The following is a 785-nucleotide window of genomic DNA, read 5'->3' on the forward strand; positions in this document are numbered from 1 at the left end:
GAATGAAATAAGAAGAGGGACTTTCAGTCCCTCGTAAAACAAACCTCTGCACTTTCAGTGCAGAGTGGTTTAGTTTATGCCTTCTCAAGAAACGGGAGACTCCTAATGCTAAGCTCTGTCAAGAAAATTATTAATCTTTGACGAGCTGTTTACAGCTGTTTCTCGTTTCTTGGGAAGACATCTTTTTTAAGCGTAACTTTCTTATGAAACCATCAGCCTTAGCCCCGATAGGAGCGGTATCCTTTTTCTTGCCCCTTTAGCAAGGAAAAGATAAAGCGGATAGCGGGATTAGCTCCCGAAAATTACCTTCCCTTAATACTTAAATCAGATAAAAACTTTACCGTTTCCTGATCGGAATCGGCAGAGAAACCTGCGACGTAAACCCCTTTTTTACCTGAGATTGATTTAATTCCGTATACAACTGCCTCATCGCCGGGGTCTGAATTCCCTTCGTATCGATACACATGAACAATTTCAAATTTTTCAGGATTCTTTTTTATCAGGTCTGAGTTTAAGTTAAAATCAAACGTAAATCCTTTTTCATTCAATTGATCTAAAGCTTTTGAAACAGTTGCGTAGTGATACATTCTAGTCATGATAATTGAATTTTAAAATTATGGGTTTTAAAGATAACCAATTTAAAATTAAATTGTTATGAAAATGGAGCGAAAATCTAAAATTTAAAATCATTATTCAGAACCAGTTTGAAATTTATTCTTGAGGTTTATTCTTAGAGGATTTTTGAGTGAAATAAGGCAAATTTTTATAGAATAGCAGCGCTATTG

1 protein-coding gene is annotated in these 785 nt (G+C 35.2%); it reads right to left on the minus strand.

The window, feature by feature from the left end; genetic code table 11:
- Nucleotides 1-302: 302 nt before the first annotated feature.
- Complete coding sequence (locus JO950_RS21930; RefSeq protein WP_026110008.1) at nt 303-596, minus strand: hypothetical protein; 294 nt, start codon at nt 594-596, stop codon at nt 303-305.
- Between the last annotated feature and the right edge of the window lie 189 nt (nt 597-785).

Origin of the sequence: Flavobacterium sp. UGB4466, from assembly GCF_903469665.1 — a bacterium.
GTDB classification, from domain to species: domain Bacteria; phylum Bacteroidota; class Bacteroidia; order Flavobacteriales; family Flavobacteriaceae; genus Flavobacterium; species Flavobacterium lipolyticum.

What these genes read in the sequence shown, in the direction of transcription:
- JO950_RS21930 (WP_026110008.1), bottom strand. Translation starts at nt 596, where the DNA reads ATGACTAGAATGTATCACTACGCAACTGTTTCAAAAGCTTTAGATCAA.